This window comes from Nonomuraea sp. NPDC049625 (genome assembly GCF_040675285.1).
GTDB lineage: Bacteria > Actinomycetota > Actinomycetes > Streptosporangiales > Streptosporangiaceae > Nonomuraea > Nonomuraea angiospora_A.
Map to the genome: position 1 here is coordinate 1,075,699 of NZ_JBFAOQ010000002.1, position 18,102 is coordinate 1,093,800.

The following is an 18,102-nucleotide window of genomic DNA, read 5'->3' on the forward strand; positions in this document are numbered from 1 at the left end:
GCCACGTCGTCTTCCGCAGGCTTCCCGGCCGCCGTCATCACGTCCCCCGGCTTTCGCGGCGCAGCTGGGACGGCGTGCCGAGCCGCACCGATTCGGCCGCCGCCCGCCTGTAGTACAACTGCGCGTCGTTGTCGGACCGCATGCCCGCGGCGCCGTGGATCTGCATGGTCCGCGTCGTGACGGTGCGGGCCAGATCCGAGGCCGCCGCGAGGTTGGCCGCCGCGTGCGCGGCCGCGTCGCGGTCGTGCACCAGCAGGCGCGTCGCGTCGATGTGCATCGACAGCTCGCTGAGCCGGAACGCCAGCCCCTGGAACTTGCCGATGGGCTGGCCGAACTGGCGGCGCGTCCTGGCGTGGTCGACGGCGTGATCGAGCGCCGCCTGGGCAAGGCCCACCAGGTACGCCGCCTGGCGCACCCGCGCGCCGGCCAGCGCCGCCTCCCACTCGGCGGCGGAGCCGGCCCAGGCGGCCACGGGCGTGCCCGCGAACTCGACCTCGTACGCCTCGCCGCGGCTCGTCTCCTCGTACCGCCGCATCGTGATCGACGGATGGCCCGCACGTACGAGCGCCAGGCGCAGCCCGGCGACGTCGTCGACGCCGCCCACGACGAAGTGGTCCACTTCCGCCGCGAACCCGACGAAAGCCCGTCGCGCGGAGATCGCCCCGTCCTGATCGGACCACGGCTCGGCCGCGACCGCCAGCGCCACCGGCGCCTGGCCGAGGTCGCCGTCCCGCAGCAGCTCCCGAGCGGTGAGGGTGTCGAGCAGCGGCCCCTGATACAGCACCGAGCCGAGCAGTTCGGCCAGCCGTACGGTGTCGGAGGCGCGGAGCGCGCCGAGCCCGACCAGCCCCTCCCACACCATCGCGCGGATCTCGCGACTGTCGTCGCCTCCGCCCTCAGCGCGCGGCCGATCGGCCATCCGCCGCACCAGCGGCGCCAGATCCTCGTCGAAGAAGTCGGCGATCGCCGTGGTCTCCACCGCGGTCATGACGGCAACCCCAATTTCGATGTCGCGACAAAGAACAGCATGATCTCCGAAGAACCCTGGGCGAGCGTGAGCCCCGGAGCCTCCCGGAGCGCGGCGTCGAAGACGCCCTCGGCGATCGCGTCGGGATCGCGTGCGTCCAGCAGCGCTCGCGGCCCGAGTAGCTCGACCGCCGCCACCGACACTTCCTTGGCCGTCTCCGACGTGTACCACTTGGCGGTCGCCGAGTGCACCTCGTCGGGCCGCCCGTCGTGCAGGTTGGCCACGCACCGCCAGGCCAGCAGCCGCGCCGCGCGTACCCGCGTCTCCAACTGCACCAGCCGCTGCTCGCACCCGGGCGGCGCGTGCTCGCGCAGCGCGGCCAGCGTGCGCTCCGCCTTGGCGGAGTGGTCCAGCCCGGTGCGCTCCAGCGGAAGCACCTTGCCGAGCACCTGCCACCCGTCGTCGACCTCGCCGAGCACGTCCTCGCGCCCGACCCGGATCCCGTCGAGCGTGACCAGGTCGAACCGCTCCTCGGACAGGTTCCACACCGGCTCGATGACCACGCCCATGCTCTGCAGCGGGACCAGGAACAGCGTGATCCCGAAGAAGTTCACCGGGCCGGTCGACGTGCGGGCCGCGCACAGCGCGAAATCACTGTGCTGCGCCTTCATGTTGTAGATCTTCCGGCCGTACAGGCGCCAGCCGTCGCCGTCCGGCTCGGCGCGCGTGGCCAGCGACGCCAGGTCGGATCCGACCTCCGGCTCGCTGAACAGCACGTTGGCCGTGATCTCGCCGCGCGCGAGGCCCGGCAGGAGCCGTTCCTTCTGCTCCTGCGTGCCGAACAGGTGGATGGCCATCCCGACGATGTCGATGCCCAGGGAGTGCACGTTGTCGGGCACGCCGTGGCGGATCATCTCCTCGGTGAGGATCGCCTTCTCGACGATCGTGGCGTCCGCTCCGCCGTAACGCTCGGGCCAGTTGACCGCGAGCCAGCCGAGCTTGCCCAGCCGCTGGTGCACGTCGAGCAGCCCGCTCTCCTGTCCGTACGGCATCCGCCGGGACTGTGCGATCTCGGCGCGCACCGCGTCCTCGCACAGCAGCCTGCAGACCTCTTCCCGGAAGCCGTCCTGCTCCGGCGTGAAGGCCGGCATCATCGGACACTCACCTCGCTCAGTCTGTCGCGCATGGCTTCCGCCAGCGCTTCGATGTGTGGGGATTGCAGCATGGTGTAGTGGTCGCCCCGCACCACCTGGATCTCATCGGCGTAGGCCCGCCATCGGTCGAGCCGTCCTGGCTCCGAGTCCGCGGCGGACAGCAGCACCACCCGGCTGTCCACCCGCGACGGACGGAAGGCCAGGAGCGCGCGCACGTTCGCGGCGAACACCGGGAACCGCTCGGCCAGCTCGGCCTCGTCCGGCTCGGCGCCCATCGCCGCGACGTCGGCGGCGAACCACGCGCTCAGCTCGTCGTCGCCGGGACGGGATGGCGCGCCGTCCGGGATGGCGGTGTCGAGCACGAACGTCAGCGCGACATCGCCGTCCTGGCGCGCCATTTCGAGCGCCACCGCCCCGCCGACCGACCAGCCGCCCACGTGTAGCGGCCCGTCGGGCTGGACCTCGCGGACCGCGGCCAGATAGGTGGCCGCGAGGCCGGGCAGCCGCCGTTCCCCGATCGTGCCGCCGTGCAGGCCCGGATCCTCCAGCGCGTAGACGGGCCGGTCGTCGCCCAGCAGCGCGGCCAGCGCGGCGTAGGGCGCCACCGATCCGCCCGCCGCGTGCACGAGGAACAGCGGTGGCTTCGCGCCCGCGGGGCTGAGCGGCACCAGCGGGGACATCGTCCGGCCCTCCTGCGGGGCGGAAGCGAGGGCTTCCTCCCGTTTGTGCCGTAACCGTCGTTGCAGCAGCGCGTGTCGTTTCTCCTCCACCGTGGAGGGAGGCGGACCGGCCATCAGCCCGACTCCTTCAGCAGCCGATCGAGCTCGTCCTCGGGCAGGTCGGCGACCTGGGCCTCCAGCCGCGCCACCTCGTCCTCGCCCAGCAGCGCGCGCTGCGCATCGTCGATCTGGGCGGCGAACTGGCTGAGCAGCGGGTAGCTGAACAGCCGCCGCGGGTCGAGCGTCACCTGGAAGGTGTCGCGCACCCGCGAGATCATCTGCGTCACCTGCAGGGAGTTGCCGCCGAGGACGAAGAAGTTGTCCTGCGCTCCGATGCGGCCGGCGTCGAGGCTCAGCAGGCCCTGCCAGATCTCGGCCAGCCGGCGCTGCGTCTCGGTGGTCAGCTCGACCTGTCCCGCCTCGCCGTCGGGGCGAGGATCGGGCAACCGCGCGTGGTCCACCTTTCCGGTCGAGGTCAGCGGGAGCTGCTCCAGCTGTACGTAGTCGGTGGGCACCATGTGCAGGGGCAGCCGCCCGGCCAGGTGTTCGCGCAGCGCGTCCGGCTCGAACCCGCCGACCACGTACGCGGCCAGCCAGGCCGACGTCGTGCCCGCGTCGCGCACCGTCACGACGCACTGCTGCACGCCGTCGAAGCTCTCGATGGCGTGCTCGATCTCGCCGAGCTCCACGCGCAGCCCGCGCAGCTTCACCTGGCGGTCGACCCGGCCCAGGAACTCCAGATCGCCGTCGGCGTTCCAGCGCACCAGGTCGCCGGTGGCGTACATGCGCTCGCCCGGGGTGACGGCGAACGGGTCGGGCAGGAACTTCTCGGCGGTCTGGTCGGGCCGGCCGAGGTAGCCGATGGCCAGACCGGCGCCCGCCATGAACAGCTCCCCGGGAACGCCGACCGGCACGGGCCGCAGCCCCTTGTCCAGGACGTAGGCCCGCTGATTGGCCATCGCCCGGCCGATCGGCGGCGGCCCGTCCAGCGGCTCCGGCGGGCACAGGTAGTCCACGCACGTCACCGTGACCTCCGTCGGCCCGTATCCGTTGTGGAACTCGCGCCCCGGCTTGCGCCACCGGTTGACCAGATCGGGGCCGAACGGCTCCATACCGATGAAGCACACCCGCAGATCGTCCAGAGCGGACGGATCGAGCAGCCCCAGCACGGCCGGCGGGATGTCCACCATCGTCACCCGCTCGCGGGCCAGCAGCCGCTGCAACGCTTCGGGGTCGAGCAGTTCGGAGCGCGGCGCGCCGACGATGGTCCCGCCGGCGGTCAGCGTCGAGAACACGTCCGACACGCTCACGTCGAAGGCGGGGTTGGAGAACTGCAGGATCCGGTCGTCCGGCGTCACCGAGAACATCCGCCGGAAGGTGGTGCAGAAGTTCACCACCGCCCGGTGGGGGACCATGACCCCCTTGGGGGTGCCGGTCGAGCCCGAGGTGTAGATGACGTACGCCGTGTCCTCCCGCGCCACGTGCACCGAAGGCGGCGATGCCGGCCGACCGTCGAGCGCGTCCGTGTCCAGCAGGATCCGCCCCACGTCCGCGGGCACACGGTCGGCGAGATCCGACGTCGTCACCACCGCCGCCACGTCGGCGTCGCCGAGCTGGTAGGCCAGCCGCTCCGGCGGATACTGCGGGTCGAGCGGCAGCCACGCCCCGCCCGCCTTGAGCACGCCGAGTTCGGCGGCCGGCAGATCGAAGCCGCGATCGAGCAGTACCCCGACCACGCGCCCGGGCGTCACCTTGAACTCCTCGACGAGCGCGTGCGCCAGCCGGCTGGACCGCTCGTCCAGCTGCGCGTAGGTCAGGTCCTCGTCCGCGAAACGCATCGCGACCGCGTCGGGCGTCTCGGTCACACGCGCCGCGAACAGCTCGTGCAGCAGGCGCTCGTCGTGCTCGCCGGGCGCGGGATTCCATTCGGTGAGTACGCGCAGATATTCGCTGCTGGGCATGATGTCCAGCGCGTCCACCCGGGCGTCCGGCCTGGACAGAGCGTCGGACATGACCGTGGCGAAGTGTTCCACCAGCCGCTCGATGCGCTCGTGGTCGAACAGCTCGGAGGAGTATTCGATCCACACGCCCAAGCCGCCGTCCGGCAGGTCGTTGATCTGGAACGTGATGTCGAACCGGGTCGTCTCCGGCTGCGGGGTCAGCATCTCGACCTCTACGCCGGGCAGGCGCCAGCGCGCGATCATCGGCTCGGGCAGCAGCGTGAACAGGTGCGCGACCAGCGGATTCCGCCCCGGCAGCCGCTCCGGTTTGAGCTCCTCCACCAGGCGGCCGAACGGCACGTCCTGGTGGGCCATCGCCTCGAGGATGTTGTCGTTGGCGGCGTGCACCAGGTCGCGGAACACGGGGTTGCCCTCGAGATCGCCGCGGACCACCACCGTGTTGGCGAAGAACCCCATCATGGGTTCGATCTCCGAGCGCGTCCGCCCGGAAAGGACCGAGCCGAGCGCGATGTCCTGCTGGCCGGTGTAGCGGTTCACCAGGACCTGGTATCCGGCCATCGTCAGGGCGAGCAGGGAGACGCCCTCGGCCTTGGCCAGATTGCGGATCCCGCGTGCGAGGTCGTCGGGCAGGCGGGTCTCGTAGATACGGCCAGCGCCGGTGGGTGCCGACGGGCGCTGCCGGTCGGTACGCCACTCCAGCGGTTCCATCCCGTCCACTGCGGAGTGCCAGTAATCGATCTGCTTGGCCGGCTCCTCGCTGAGCAGCCAGAGTCGCTGCCACGCCGCGAAGTCGGCGGGCTGAAGGGTCAGCTCGGGGAACTCCGCGCCCTGCGGATCCGCGTAGCGGGCCGTCAGCTCCTCGGCGAACTGGCGCGAGGACCATCCGTCGATGACGATGTGATGCCAGACGATGGACAGCACGTGGTCCTCAGGGCCCAGGCGCAGCAGGGCGAACCGGTACGGCGGGCTGTTGCGCAGGTCGAACTCCTCGCGCACCTGCCCGTCGATCCAGTCCTGGACGGATTCCTCGGTCCCGTCGGTCACCGGCAGGTCCCACGTCTCGGGCGGCGGATCGACGGTCTGGAAGGGCACGCCGTGCTCGTCGCCGAACCGGGTGCGCAAGCTCTCGTGCCGCGCGACTATCCCGCGCAGCGCCTCGGAGAGGGCGGCCACGTCGAGCGGCCCGCGCACGCGCATCGCGAACGGCACGTTGTAGACCGGTGCGCCCGCGACCATCTGGTGCAGGAACCACAGGAACCGCTGCTGCTCGGCGATGGCCATCTTGCCCGTACGCGGGACGGCGACGATCCGCTCCCGCTCGGCCTTCTCCGCCACGCGCTGGCGGACCTTCATCTCCAGCAACGCGCGCCTGATGTCGGCGACGTTGCGTTCCTTCGGGGCAGACATGATCTCGGGTTCCTCCTTCACCGTCGCACGCTCAGCGGGCGCAGATCGGTCCACACCTGCGCGATGTGGGCCAGGCAATCGCTCTTGCCGCCCTCGGCTCCGGCCTCGCGCCAGCCGGTCGGAATCTCCCGGCCGGCGGGCCAGATCGAGTACTGGTCCTCGTGGTTGATCACCACGACGAATTTCTCTTCCATTCGCTTACCTTTCTTGAGGTACGAAGGCGGGAATGTCGGTCAGCTCGCTGAGGTAGCGATCGAGCGTCCTGAGCCCGTCCGCCGTCGGCCGCGCCAGCGAGACCGCGTGCCGGCTGAACCGCCGGGCGTCGAAGTGCCGGGAGCTGTCGGTGAACAGCTGGTCGAACTCGACCGGCGCCGCGTCACAGTCGCCGGCCGGGGGCGGCAGCAGCAGGCGCAGCCCGGCGAGCCTCTCGTCGGGCTCGGCGACGGCCTCCAGGCGATCGTGAAACTGCGCGTAGCCGACCCGGTCGAGCCCGCACCGGTCGGCGAGCACGCCGAACGCCTCGGCGAAGCGCAGCCTCGCCGGCCACAGCACGTGCATCGCGCCGTCGGGCACCTTGATGTCGCCGGTCGCGGCGCGTGCCACGAACTGGCCGACGACGTCCACCGGCGTCACGTCGGTCTCTGCTTCGGTCGGGAACACGCATCCGGTGCGCGCGCACGCGTACAACAGGTTGTGTGCCAGCGAATCCGGGTTGGCCACGCCTATCGCCTGGTGCGGCCAGATCTCGCCGAGGCGGTACACCACCGAGCTGACGCCCTGCCGGTGCGCGTCGGCGAGCAGGCTCTCCGCGACGTACTTCGATCTGTTGTAGCCGTCCGCGGCGACCTGGTCCGTCTCCGGGATCTGGTCCTCGGTGATGCGCGGGGCGGCCCTCCCGGCGGGCGGGAAGATGCTCAGGGTGGACAGGGCGTGCACGCGGGCGCCGCCTGAGGCGAGTTTGATGAGCTCCTGCACGCCGAGCACGTTGGCCGGGCGGTGGTCCAGATAGCCGGACAGGAAGTTCACCGCGCCCGCGGCGTTGACGACCCCGGACACGGCCGACGCGATCGCGTCGAATCGCCGCTGCGGCAGGCCGAGCAGCTCGCTGCCCAGGTCGCCGGGGACGACCTCGACCCGTCCGGTCTTGAGCGCCATGGGGAGCAGCTGCCAGGCGGAGGTCAGCCCGTACTGATCGAGGACCTCGGTCAGCCGCCGGGCACCGTCAGGGGGATCGGAGCACCGCACCAGGCAGATCAGCTCGGCGTTGGAGTGCATCAGCAACTCGGCGAAGATGTGCGCCCCGACGAACCCGGTCGCGCCGGTGAGCAGCAGCGTCTGCGGCGGGCGCCACGCCAGGTCGTGCTTGATGTAGGCAAGTTCGGCGCTGTCGTCGTCGATGCCCTTGGTCAGCCGCGCCGCCTGCGCGCGCACGGTCGAGGCGACGAGCAGATCCCTGGGGCGCACCGGCCTGCCCAGCCGCCGGCTGACCGCGGCGGTGAGCCGGTAGGCGATCAGCGAGGTGCCCCCGTAGTCGGAGAACGGGACGACCACCGAGACCTGTTCTTGCTCGAGGACTTCGCGCCACGCCGAGCAGACCAGCTCCTCCATCGGGTTGGCCGGCGGCTCGACGTGCTCTTCCGGGTCCGCCTGCCACGCGGACTCGGCCACGATGAGCGCGGCCAGTGCCTTGCGGTCCGCTTTGCCGTTGCGGTTGAGTGGAAGCGCTTCCAGCACCACGACTTTATGAGGGACCTGCTCGGCCGGCAGCTTCTCCGCCGCGTACCCGCGAAGCTCCTCCGCGGACGGCGAGTCGTCCGGCGAGCGCGGCGTGACGCAGCAGACCAGAGTGGATCGGGGCGCCTCACCGAGCACGACCGCCACCGCGCTGCCCACGAGCGGATGCTCGGCCAGGGCCGAGGCGACGTCGCCGAGCTCCACCCGCACCCCGCCGAGCTTGACCTGCTCGTCGAGCCGGCCGATGAAGTACAGCAGCCCGTCCTCGCCGACCCGCGCCAGGTCACCTGTCCGGTAGAGCTTCTTGCCCGGGATCTGGGGGAACGGGTTGGCCACGAACACCCGCGCGGTGCGCTCGGGATCGTCGAGGTAGCCCGCGCCGATGCACTCACCGCCGAGGTACAGCTCGCCGGGCGTGTTCACGGGGACGGGCCTGAGGTCGTCGTCGAGCACGATCGCGGCGGTGTTGTCGATGGCGCGACCGAGGGGGATCCGGTCCACGTCGGCGTCCGTGACCTCGTGGAACACCGACCCGATCGAGCACTCCGTCGGCCCGAACGTGTTGGTGACCTTGAGCTCGGGCAGCAGCGCGCGCAGCCGGTGCACCACGCCGGGGCCGGCCGCCTCTCCGCCGATCAGCATGCGCCGCAGGCTCGACGTCGCCTCCCGCAGATCCTCGCGCGCCTCCAGCAGCGACACGAACGCCGCGAGCACGGACGGCACGAAATCGGTCATCGTGACGCCGTGGCGGCCGATGGTCATCGCGGTCTCCTCAAGGTCGAGGATCCCGTCGCGGTGCGGCAGCACGACCTGCCCGCCGGACACCAGCGGCCACAACACCTGCCACATCGAGGAGTCGAACGTGGACCGGCTGTTCTGCAGCGTCACGTGATCGGCGCCGTCACCGAAGCGGCGCGACATCGTGGTCAACCTGTTGACCAGGCCGCGGTGGTGGTTGAGCGCGCATTTGGGCGTGCCGGTGGAGCCGGAGGTGTAGAACCCGTAAATCAGGTCTTCGGGTCGAGGTTCACGGCCGGCCGGCGGGGGTGTGCGGTCAGCCGGATCGTACGGCCGCTCCGCGCAGTCGACGATCACCGTCGGGAGGGACGAGTTCAGTTCGGCGACGGTCTCGACAGTCGACGGCGACGCCACGACGGCGGGCGGCGACAGCTCGGCCATGATCGCGTTGAGCCGGTCGATCGGCCAGGCCGGATCCAGCGGCACGAAGGCCGAGCCTGTTTTCAGCACCCCGAAGAGCGAGATCGGGAATTCGGGCCCGTCCGCGGCCAGCACGGGTATCAATTGCCGGGCCGGAACGCCGTTGCGGATCAGTCGATTGGCCGTGACGTCGGCCGCGGCATCGAGATCGGCATAGCTCATCGTGGTGTCCCGGTAGCGGACGGCGGGACGGTCCGGTGCGTTCTCTCTTTGCACGCGGAACAGGTCTAGGACCGTGCTTTGCCGGGGGAACGCATTCCGCGGTCCCAGGGATAAGTGAATGGCGGTCAGGGCTTGTTCGCTCAGGTGCGTCTGCTGATGGCGTGGCATCGTGCTCCCATAGTCGCGACCGGCAACAGATCCTCGGGTCAGGCAGATCGGTCACTATTCAGGTCTGTGAGTTTCAGGTAGCCAGGGCCGGGCCCTCGGAGGTTTTTCGGCGGCCGTTAACAGGTGGCTACGTATCACGCGAATTGCCAGATCCCGGCGAATGCGCGCTGATATGCCGTCGCATTACCGCGTCAGCGGCCTCGCCGGCATCGGCCGGCTGATCAGGCGTCGGAACCGGCCGGCTCGGCCGTGGCGACGCGCGCGGCGGTCCGCGGCCCGTACTGCACCGGCGCCGTCACGCCTTCCGGTGATGGCTCGGGAAAAGCGGCGGCCCCTTCGCGATCAGCGCGACAACGTGCCGAAACATGGGGGATGAGCTGGGGAATCGTGAAGCTGAGTGAACACGCGTTCCTCCCTCCACCGGACGTGGGTAACCGGTATTTGGCAGCTAATGGGTTACTGCTCATACTGGAACACGTGGCGAGGATTCGCAACCCCGGGGCGCCGCCACGGCCGGCGCAACCCGCCGCGCAGGGTGTTATGGCCTGCGGAAATGAGAGATTGCCCGAGAGGCATACCCGGCCTTACCCGGGCCGGCGCCCGCCAATCCACGGAAGCGTTCTCCGCGACGGGCTGTGCAACTCGAAGGACATTCTTCGAGGACATATCCGCTGGCCGCATCGGTATGACAGGTCAATTTCTAGATCATTGACGTGCCGGGTGTGAATACGCGCGGTCCGTGGGTAGGGTCGGTGGCGGTCGGCGTATAGAGTGCCGACATCGCCCCCGTCCACCAGCGTAAGGGGAAGGCTGTGCGGCAGGCCAATGGCAACGCACGCGTCGGATTATTCCAATCGGGCGGACTTTCCGCCCTCGCCGTCGGAGTCTGGCTTCACGAACGGTCCACTCCGACGAGGCACTATATCGCCGACATTGGTCAATCGGAGCGCGCGGAGATGGACGCGCTTGCCTCTTCGCTGCGAAGATCCGGGGACGAAGTAGTCGTCATGGATCTACGATCATCGATCGCCGCCGTGGCGTCGGATCTGCTGCGGTACCGGGCCCGCCACGACGGCGGCTACTGGAACACGACCGGTGCGGCGCGCTTCGTGCTCGTCAGCGAGCTCGCGCCGCGGATGCGGGCCGACGGATGCCGGACGTTCACGCACGGCTGCGTCGGCGGGGGCAACGACCAGCGCCGCTTCGCGCGTTACGGCGCCCAGGTCGCACCGGAGCTGTCCCTCATCGAGCCGTGGACGAATCCGCAGGCGCTCGAACGGTTCCCCGATCGCGAGGCCATGCTCGCGGCCGTCGCCGAGCACGGGCTGCATCTCGACCCGGGCAGCGGCGCCGAGCGGTCCACCGATGCCAACCTCGCCGGCATCTCGCACGAGTCGGCCGAGCTGGAAGACCTGGAGACGCCGGTCACCCGGCTCCAGCCGCGGTGGAGCAACTGGCCCGGGCAGAGCCCGGCCGAGCCCGAGACCGTCACAGTCACCTTCCTCGACGGACGGGTCGCCGACGTCAACGGCAGCGGCCCCGACCCGGTCGAGTGGATGACGCTGGCCAACGAGATCGGCGCGCGGCACGGTATCTGGCTCCGCGACGTGGTCGAGCGGCGCATCATCGGCACGGTCTGCCGGGGCATCTACGAGGCGCCCGGCCTGGAGCTGCTCGAACGCGCGTGGACCCGCATCCTGCAGGCCAGCCTCGATGCGGCGGGCCGCGAACTCTACGATCGGCTGGCCGCCGTCCTGGGCGCCGCCATGTATGAGGCGCGCTGGCTCGAGCCCGCCGCGCATGCCGCGCGAGACGGGATCGACCGGCTCGTCGGCGAGGTCGGCGGCAGCGTGACCCTGTCCGTCCACCGGGGCCTCGTCCAGGTCGAGCGGATGAAGGCCGCCGGCCCTGTGGCGCAGCAGACGCGGTTCGGTTCGGGCGGCAACCGCTGGAGCTAGGAAGTCGCCGTTCAGGCGTGAAAGGAGGAAGTGATGCGTGAGCGTCGATTCGGCCGGTTGGGCTGGATGGTCGGCGACGTGGGTTACGGGATGTGGGGCATAGCCGGCGGCGAGGGCGGATGGACCGGCGCCGACGACGAGACCGGCGACACCGCGCTGGACGAAGCCGTGCGGCTCGGGTGCGACTACTTCGACACCGCCTGGATCTACGGCCGCGGGCACAGCGAAAGGATGCTCGGGCAGCTGGTCAGGCGGCACCCGGACCGCCGCCTCCACATCGCGACCAAGCCGCCGCCGAAGGATCGCACCTGGCCGTCCACCCGCGACTCCAAACTGTCCGAGGTGTACCCGCCGGACCATCTCTGGGAATACCTGCACCGCAGCCTCGAAGGGCTGGGCACGCCGTCCGTCGACCTGTTCCAGTTCCATGTCTGGGAGGACGACTGGGCGCACGACGCGGCCTGGCAGGACACCGTCATCCAGATGAAGGAACGCGGGCTGATCAAAGGCGTCGGCATCAGCGTCAACCGATGGGAACCCTGGAACGTCCTGCGGACCCTGAACACCGGGCTGATCGACGCGGTGCAGGTCATCTACAACATCTTCGACCAGGCCCCCGAGGACGAACTGTTCCCGGCATGCCGCGAGCTGGACGTCGCGGTGATCGCACGGGTGCCCTTCGACGAAGGCACCCTCACCGGCACCCTCACCCGCCAGTCCCGCTGGCCCGAAGGCGACTGGCGCAACACCTACTTCGTACCCGAGAACCTCGTCGCGAGCGTGGAGCGGGCCGAGCGGCTGGCGCGGATCGTGCCCGAGGGCATGACCATGCCCGAACTCGCCCTGCGCTTCATCCTCCAGAACCCCGACGTCGCCACCGTGATCCCCGGCATGCGCAACCTCACGCACGTACGGACCAACATCGCCACCAGCGACGCCGAACCACTGAGCGAAGAGCTGATGGCGCAGTTGCGCGAACACCGCTGGGACCGCCGGCCCACGGCGTGGTCGCAATGAGCGCCGCGCCGAAGCCCATCCTGCTGTGGGCCGTGCCCCGATCGCGCTCCACCGCGTTCCTGCGCATCATGCTCGAGCGCGGCGATCTCGAGGTGGTCCACGAGCCGTTCTCGTATTTGCAGGTGGACGGTCACTTCGAGCTCACGGGCCGGCGCGTCACGTCGGCGGTCGAGCTGCTCGACGCGATGCTCGAGGTCAACGCCAAGGGGCGCCGGGTGTTCGCCAAGGACACCTCCGACTACACGTACGCGCCGCTGCTCGAAGACGGGCGCCTGTTCAGCGACGTCATCAACACGTTCATGATCCGGGAGCCGCGGAGCGCGATAGCCTCGCACTACGCCATCAACCCCGAGGCCACCCAGGACGAGTACGGGTTCGAATACCTGCACGCCATCTTCGACGCCGTGCGGTCGGCCACCGGCGAGGTCCCCCTGGTGATCGACGGCGACGATCTCGTGGCCGATCCGGAGGCGACGGTCCGGGCATACTGCGAGCGGGTCGGGCTCGAGTTCATGCCCGAGGCGATGCGCTGGGATCCCGGTCGACAGGCGAACTGGCAGCGTACGGACCGGTGGCACGCGGAGGTGGCCGAGAGCAGCGGGCTGGTGGCCAAGGCGCCCGGGCGGCGCGAGACGCCCGACACCAACGAGCACCTGCGCCGCATCGCCGAGCACCACCAACCGTTCTACGACGCGCTCGCCCGCCACCGCGTCTGTCCCCGCCGATAGCGTCGTCCGGCACGTGCCGGTGATCCGTTTGGCGGGTGGCGGCCGCACGCTGATCCTGGCCGACGCCTTCCCCGACGCCCTGGACCGGGCCGTCGCCGCCCTGCGCGCCGAAGGGTACGACGCCAAGGGGCACCTCACCGACGTCTCCGACGCCCGATCGGTGACCGAGCTCGCCGCCGCGGCGGCCGCCGGGGGACGCGTCGCCGCGGTCGTCCACACCGCCGGCGTCTCCGCGGCCACCTCGACGGTACAGAAGATCATGCAGGTGGACCTGGCCGGCACCGCGCACGTCATCGACGCGTTCGAGACGGTGGCCACGAGGGGGACCTCGCTGGTCTGCGTGGCCAGCATGGCGGGCCACTACGCGAGCCTGAGCCACGAGGACGAGCGGGCCCTCGCCACCGCGCCCACCGGCGACCTGCTCTCGCTCGACGTGATCGCCACGGTGGGGGAGGACGCGACGGCCGCGTACATCCTCGCCAAACGCGGCAACCAGGTCCGCGCCCAGGCCGCGGCCCTGGCGTGGAACCGGCGCGGCGCCCGCGTCAACACGGTCAGCCCCGGGGTGATCTCCACCGCGATGGCCAGGTCCGAAGCGGAGTCCTCCTCCGGCCACCACATGATGGCGATGCTGGACGCCTGCGGCGCCGGCCGAACCGGCACGCCCGCCGAGATCGCCGACGTGGTGGCCTTCCTGACCGGGCCGGGTGACGCTACGGTCCGGGTGGCGGGCCTCCTTGGGGGTCAGGAACTCGTCCGCTCGGCCGGGCCGCCGAGCTGAGCATGGGCGGCTGATCGGCTGCGTCGCCGGTACTCGGTGGGTGTCAGCCCGACCAGCGCACGGAAGCGGCGGGCGAAGTACGTCGGGTCGTCCCAGCCGACGGCGGCGCCGACCCGGGCGGTCGGCAGGGTCGAGTGTGCCAGCAACGTGGCGGCGCGCTCGGCCCGCAGCCGGGCCAGGAAGCCGAGCGGCGTCAGCCCGACGTACTGCCTGAACAGCCGTCCGAGATAGGCGGGATCCAGGTTGACCGACCGGGCCAGCTCGTCCAGCCGCCACGGATCGGCGGGCGCTGCCTCGAGCCGGGCGATGACGGCGGCGACGGCGGGATGGACGGTGGACTCGAGTGGCTGCCACTCGGGGTCGCGGCCGTCGGCCAGGACACCGAGCACGGTGACCAGCCGGCCCAGCACCCGGCCCGGCCGGCGCCGCTCGGCGGCGAGGTCCCGTTCGAGCAGGCCGATCTCCGCGATGGCCTCTTCGGCGGCGGCCGGATCGACGGTCGTGACCGCCACGCCGTGCGTGCCGGAGGCCACCGGGTCGGTCCACAGCATCCGGCGCAGCATCGGGATGTCGTACAGCGCCGCCAGTTCGCCCCGTAGCGCCTGGGCGGACAGGCAGCAGTTCGCGACGGTCAGGTCGGTGCAGTCGCAGAAGCCGTGCCACGCGCCGGGGCGGAGCACGACGACCTGCCCGCGCCGCAGCGGGTGCCCGCCCCGGCTGGTCATGTGCCGGCCGTGGCCGGTTCCGATCACGGCGATCTCGAGGAAGTCGTGCGCGTGCGGCTCGATGTCGGGGTTCAGGTGGTGGACACCTGCCAGGACCGGGCCTCCGGCGAACAGCGCGTGCTCGTGCAGCATGGCAGGCATGTCGGGATCGTACGACTAATCGCCGGGATCGGCCTAGCCCGTGGCGGCACGTCTCGACGAGGCTTGCGGTATCCCAACAGCAAGAAACCCTGGAGGTCAGCGATGGCAACGACCACGACCGAGCAGTTCGTCAGCGACGTCGGCGCCGATGGCCGGGTGCCGGACGAGCTGGTGGCGGCCTACAGCGAAAACGGTTTCGTCCGAGTGCGGGGCGTGCTCGAGCCCGGCCAGGTCGAGCGTTTCCGGGCCGGCGCCGAGGCGTTCCTGGAGGCGCACCGCGCGGAGAGCCTGGAGAAGCAGGGCACCTTCAGCCAGCTCGTCAACGTCTGGCAACGCGACCAGACGCTGCGGGAGCTCACGTTCGACCCGCGGATCGGCCGGATCGCCGAACAGCTCGCCGGGTTCTCGCTGCGGCTCTGGCACGACCAGATGCTGGTCAAGGAGCCGCACAACAACGCCGCCACGGAGTTCCACCAGGATCGTCCGTACTGGCCGCACACGGGGGACCGGCTTCCGCTGTCGGCGTGGATAGCGCTGGTGGACGTTCCTCCGGAGCGGGGCTGCATGACCTTCCTGCCCGGCACCCAGGATCGCGACGGCCTGCGTCCGCAGGACCTCCACGAAGAGGAGGACCTGTTCGAGGCGGACCCGTCCCTGCGCTGGATCCCCCGCGTCACCGTGCCGCTCCGCGCGGGCGACTGCACCTTCCACAGCGGCTACACCGGCCACATGGCGCTGCCCAACCGTACCGACCAGGCCCGGCTCGCGCACGTCACCATCTACATGGACGAGGCGACCCGCTACAGCGGGGCCGGGCACGTCGTGACCGATCCTCTCGGACTCGCCGCGGGCGAGCGGCTGGACGGTGGCACCTTCCCCCGCCCCTGGGCCTAGCCGACCGGTCCCTTCGGACCGCCAGGAGAGGCAGCGGCTCTCCGCGACAATCGGGAGGGCCGCTGCGCCTGAGCCCGGGATTGCGCTTTGGTCGCCGGGCGTCACACTGGTCGTCATGATGCGATCTTGCGCGGTCCTGGTCCTCATGGGACTGGTGGCCGGTACCGCACTGATCTCCTTCATCGTGTGGCCGGGCTGGGCGACGGTGCTGCCGTTCGCCGTGATCATCGGTCTCGGCTGGCTCCTGCCGCCGATCTGGAAGTGGTGGCGGATACGCAAGCTCGCCGCCACGGCCGACTCCCTGCGCGCCCCGTCCCAGGCCGACCCCGAGCGCTACCTGCCTCAGCTGGCCACCGCCCTGGACCAGCATGCCAGGGCCCTGCTCGGCGCGGGCCGGGTCGAACAGGCACTGAAGGCGAGCGCCGAACGGATCGGGCATCATCGCAGCCTGCTGGACAGCGCCCCCGACCGCCGCCGCGAGCGTCTCGACGGCTTCGCCGAGGCACTTGACGCACACCGGGGCATGCTCCAGCTGGCCGGACGGCCCCAGGAGGCCCTTGAGGTGAACGCCGAGGCCCTGCGGATCCGCAGGGAGGGCCTCGGCCAGTGGCGCGGGGGCCCCGACTACGAGCGTGACGTGGCCATGACCCTTGCCACCCGCGCAAGCCTGCTCAGCCTCGCTGCGCGGCACGACGAGGCCCTGGTGGCGAGCCAGGAGGCCCTGACGGCGTTACGTACGATCAGCGCGCGCGACGACCACCGCTACCTGCCCGCCCTGGCCGGCGTCCTGGACATCCGCGCCACCTGCGAGCTTGCCGCCGGTCGAGAGCAGGACGCACTCGCGGACGCGCAGGAGGCGGTCGAATGCTGCGAGCGGCTGATCAACCTGTACCGCGGTGAGTATCTCCACCTCCTGGCACGCGTCAGCGGCACCCACGCGAAGATCCTTTGCCGGACGGATCCTGACGAAGCGATCTCCAGCAGTGGGCGGATGGTCCAGGTGACGCAGTCAGCGGCCAGGCAGGACGCCCTGGCCTACACCCCGGCGCTGCTCTCGGCGCTCACGGCACACGCGCTCGTGCTGAGCGCCGCCGGCCGGCCGCGCGACGGCCGCCGCATCGCGCGCAAGGCGCTTGCCCTGTCCCGCCGCGCGGTCCCAGAGCTGCTCGTTCAGACGCGCCAGCAGCTGGCCGGCCCTGGTGCAGCCATTCCTTGACACGGCGCCCAGTAGATAGAGGCCGGCGAGACAACGAGACGATCAACGTCGAGTCAGGCGGCGAGGGCGATCGATAGGGTCGCCCCGGCCGGCCGCCGGCGGAGCGGCGGCCCGACAGTCCTGGGACAGGAGCGCCAATGAGCTGGACCTACGCGGGGCACTACCGGAATCATCCGGACGGCGCCGAGTCTCCCACCGCCTTCGCCGGTCGCGCCGTCGTCGATTTCGGGGGCGACGAACCGGACGGCCCGCAGTCCGACGAGGCCGTGGCCTGGAGGATCAGCATCGGCCCCCAGGCGGATGACGATTCAGGCGAAGAATGGGAAGTGCTGGCCGAGTTCGAGGGCGATCGCACCCATCCGATCTTCCGGGCGGTTTTCGAGGGTTTCCTCGACACGGTGCCGCCCGCCTCCGTCGAGGCGCTGGTGGTCGGGCGCTGGGGGCCTGAGCTGGAGGAGGACGAGGCGCCGATCCAGATCCTGTGCGAGGCGGCCGAACGGTTGACCGGGCTGAGGGCCATGTTCGTCGGCGAGCAGGCCGGCCTCGACCAGTGGTACGACGCCCACGTGGAGGAGCTGCTCGCCGCATATCCGCGGCTTGAGACGCTACGGGTGCGCGGCGGCATGGGCGACAGCACCGGCCTTCGCCGTCCGCTCACGCATGCGTCACTGCGACATCTGGCGATCGAGTCCGGCGCCCTGTCCCGCGAAACGGTGGTCGCGATCGCGGAGTCGGACCTTCCGGCCCTGGAGCACCTTGAGCTGTGGCTGGGCGACGAGCTCCATGGCGGGCCGACGATCGCCGATCTCGCGCCGATCCTCTCGGGCGCGCGGTGGCCGCGGCTGCGGTATCTGGGCCTGCGCAACGCCGAACTCGCGGATGAGACAGCCGCGGCGGTGGCGACGGCGCCGGTGGTGGCCAGGTTGGAGGTGCTGGACCTGTCGCTGGGCACGCTCAGTGACACCGGCGCGGAGGCGCTACTGACCGGTCAGCCGCTGACACACCTGCACAGACTCGACCTGCACCATCATTTCCTCTCCCCGCCGGCGCAGGCCCGCCTGATCAGTGAACTGCCCGGCATCGTCGACGTCTCCGACGGGCAGGGCGGCGACGCACCGCACCGGTACACAGCGGGCAACCGCCTATGAGATG

Annotated in this window: 14 protein-coding genes; 7 read left to right on the plus strand and 7 right to left on the minus strand. The window is 70.7% G+C overall.

The window, feature by feature from the left end:
- Window positions 1-37: 37 nt before the first annotated feature.
- From AB0J87_RS12335 to AB0J87_RS12360, 6 genes are read right to left on the minus strand one after another with little or no spacing between them, the layout of a single operon-like run.
- The gene (locus AB0J87_RS12335; RefSeq protein ID WP_363964629.1) at window positions 38-988 is read right to left on the minus strand and encodes an acyl-CoA dehydrogenase family protein; all 951 of its coding nucleotides are present in this window, start codon (window positions 986-988) and stop codon (window positions 38-40) included.
- On the minus strand, window positions 985-2,121 hold the full coding sequence (locus AB0J87_RS12340; RefSeq protein WP_363964631.1) for an acyl-CoA dehydrogenase family protein: 1,137 nt from the start codon (window positions 2,119-2,121) through the stop codon (window positions 985-987). The genes AB0J87_RS12335 and AB0J87_RS12340 overlap by 4 nt, the downstream gene beginning before the upstream one ends.
- Window positions 2,118-2,915 carry an alpha/beta fold hydrolase gene (locus AB0J87_RS12345; protein ID WP_363964633.1) on the minus strand — a complete coding sequence of 266 codons (798 nt, stop codon included), beginning with the start codon at window positions 2,913-2,915 and terminating at the stop codon, window positions 2,118-2,120. The genes AB0J87_RS12340 and AB0J87_RS12345 overlap by 4 nt, the downstream gene beginning before the upstream one ends.
- Window positions 2,915-6,208 (minus strand): amino acid adenylation domain-containing protein, encoded by a 3,294-nt coding sequence (locus tag AB0J87_RS12350; protein WP_363964634.1) that lies wholly within the window; start codon window positions 6,206-6,208, stop codon window positions 2,915-2,917. The genes AB0J87_RS12345 and AB0J87_RS12350 overlap by 1 nt, the downstream gene beginning before the upstream one ends.
- A gap of 17 nt (window positions 6,209-6,225) precedes the next feature.
- A complete protein-coding gene (locus AB0J87_RS12355) occupies window positions 6,226-6,402 on the minus strand; it encodes an MbtH family NRPS accessory protein (RefSeq protein ID WP_350734967.1) in 177 nt (58 codons plus the stop codon).
- A gap of 4 nt (window positions 6,403-6,406) precedes the next feature.
- A complete protein-coding gene (locus AB0J87_RS12360; protein WP_363964636.1) occupies window positions 6,407-9,376 on the minus strand; it encodes an amino acid adenylation domain-containing protein in 2,970 nt (989 codons plus the stop codon).
- A 926-nt stretch (window positions 9,377-10,302) separates the two neighbouring features.
- Between AB0J87_RS12360 and AB0J87_RS12365 the strand changes: the two genes are divergently transcribed.
- Genes AB0J87_RS12365 through AB0J87_RS12380 form a run of 4 tightly spaced genes read left to right on the plus strand, consistent with a single transcriptional unit; the run spans window position 10,303 to window position 13,974 of the window.
- Complete coding sequence (locus tag AB0J87_RS12365; RefSeq protein ID WP_363964638.1) at window positions 10,303-11,448, plus strand: argininosuccinate synthase domain-containing protein; 1,146 nt, start codon at window positions 10,303-10,305, stop codon at window positions 11,446-11,448.
- 33 nt (window positions 11,449-11,481) lie between these two features.
- A complete protein-coding gene (locus AB0J87_RS12370) occupies window positions 11,482-12,465 on the plus strand; it encodes an aldo/keto reductase (protein ID WP_363964640.1) in 984 nt (327 codons plus the stop codon).
- Complete coding sequence (locus AB0J87_RS12375) at window positions 12,462-13,193, plus strand: sulfotransferase family protein (RefSeq protein WP_363964642.1); 732 nt, start codon at window positions 12,462-12,464, stop codon at window positions 13,191-13,193. Before AB0J87_RS12370 ends, AB0J87_RS12375 begins: the two co-directional genes overlap by 4 nt.
- A gap of 13 nt (window positions 13,194-13,206) precedes the next feature.
- Entirely contained in the window at window positions 13,207-13,974 is a 768-nt protein-coding gene (locus tag AB0J87_RS12380) for an SDR family oxidoreductase (RefSeq protein ID WP_363964644.1), read from the plus strand.
- Here the strand turns inward: AB0J87_RS12380 and AB0J87_RS12385 are convergent.
- Complete coding sequence (locus tag AB0J87_RS12385; protein ID WP_363964645.1) at window positions 13,938-14,840, minus strand: helix-turn-helix domain-containing protein; 903 nt, start codon at window positions 14,838-14,840, stop codon at window positions 13,938-13,940. The two genes, AB0J87_RS12380 and AB0J87_RS12385, sit on opposite strands and share 37 nt — an antisense overlap.
- 102 nt (window positions 14,841-14,942) lie before the next feature.
- Here AB0J87_RS12385 and AB0J87_RS12390 point away from each other — a divergent pair, with 102 nt between their 5' ends.
- The 3 genes from AB0J87_RS12390 to AB0J87_RS12400 all read left to right on the plus strand — a co-directional run bounded on the left by AB0J87_RS12390 (window position 14,943) and on the right by AB0J87_RS12400 (window position 18,098).
- Window positions 14,943-15,734 (plus strand): phytanoyl-CoA dioxygenase family protein, encoded by a 792-nt coding sequence (locus AB0J87_RS12390; RefSeq protein ID WP_363964647.1) that lies wholly within the window; start codon window positions 14,943-14,945, stop codon window positions 15,732-15,734.
- Window positions 15,735-15,849: 115 nt separating this feature from the next.
- Window positions 15,850-16,950 (plus strand): hypothetical protein, encoded by a 1,101-nt coding sequence (locus tag AB0J87_RS12395; protein WP_363964649.1) that lies wholly within the window; start codon window positions 15,850-15,852, stop codon window positions 16,948-16,950.
- Between the two features lie 137 nt (window positions 16,951-17,087).
- Window positions 17,088-18,098 (plus strand): leucine-rich repeat domain-containing protein, encoded by a 1,011-nt coding sequence (locus AB0J87_RS12400; protein ID WP_363964651.1) that lies wholly within the window; start codon window positions 17,088-17,090, stop codon window positions 18,096-18,098.
- The last annotated feature ends 4 nt before the right edge of the window (window positions 18,099-18,102 follow it).